1 tRNA gene and 1 pseudogene are annotated in these 626 nt (G+C 41.7%); both read left to right on the top strand.

What is annotated here, in order from left to right:
• The first annotated feature begins 118 nt into the window (after positions 1 to 118).
• Positions 119 to 195 (top strand) — tRNA-Arg (locus CIK04_RS24340).
• 157 nt (positions 196 to 352) lie between these two features.
• Positions 353 to 626: pseudogene (locus CIK04_RS24335) on the top strand (Fe3+-citrate ABC transporter substrate-binding protein); the annotation flags it as partial.

Below are 626 nucleotides of genomic sequence, written 5' to 3'. Positions count from 1 at the left end.
CGGTGGATCAACCGAACTTAGCCTCCAGTATCCAGATTGGCGACGTAATGCACAAACCGCTTTAATATCAAAAGTTAAGGCTTAACATTTGCGTCCATTTCCGTAAGATAACAAGCCTGCTCCCATGGCACAGCTGGATAGCGCAGCCCCCTCCTAAGGGGCAGGTCACAGGTTCAAATCCTGTTGGGAGCGCCATCTTACTCAAGCTAAGCGTCAACGATGCTATGCTTTTTTTTCGTCAAGTGCTTTCCTATTGTTCAGAAAAAAATGGGCAACTTTTCATTTTGCTACTTTAATTATTACTAATATTTCCTTACTCTAACCCATATTAATAAAATTATTAGTTACCGTTATGACTAAGAGCAATCTGATAACTAACACTGGGCATCGTTTCATTTCAAAAGGCAAAACTGCCTTTAAAATTCATATCCATACACCTGACGATAAGGTGCTGCATCGTTCGATTGGATTTGTAAAACTTGGGGAAAAGAAAGCGCTACAAAAAGCGATTAAAATGCGCAATAGAACTGGGAAGAGAGATGTGGGGGAAATTCTGGCGACGCCTAATGAAAGATCCGTACTTAATGACTCGCCTGCCTCATAGTTTAGAGCCAAAGATCGTGCAC

It is taken from the genome of Vibrio sp. 03_296, assembly GCF_002265885.1.
The sequence above is the reverse complement of the archived record's forward strand: the minus strand, read 5'-3'. Positions and strand labels throughout refer to the sequence as shown.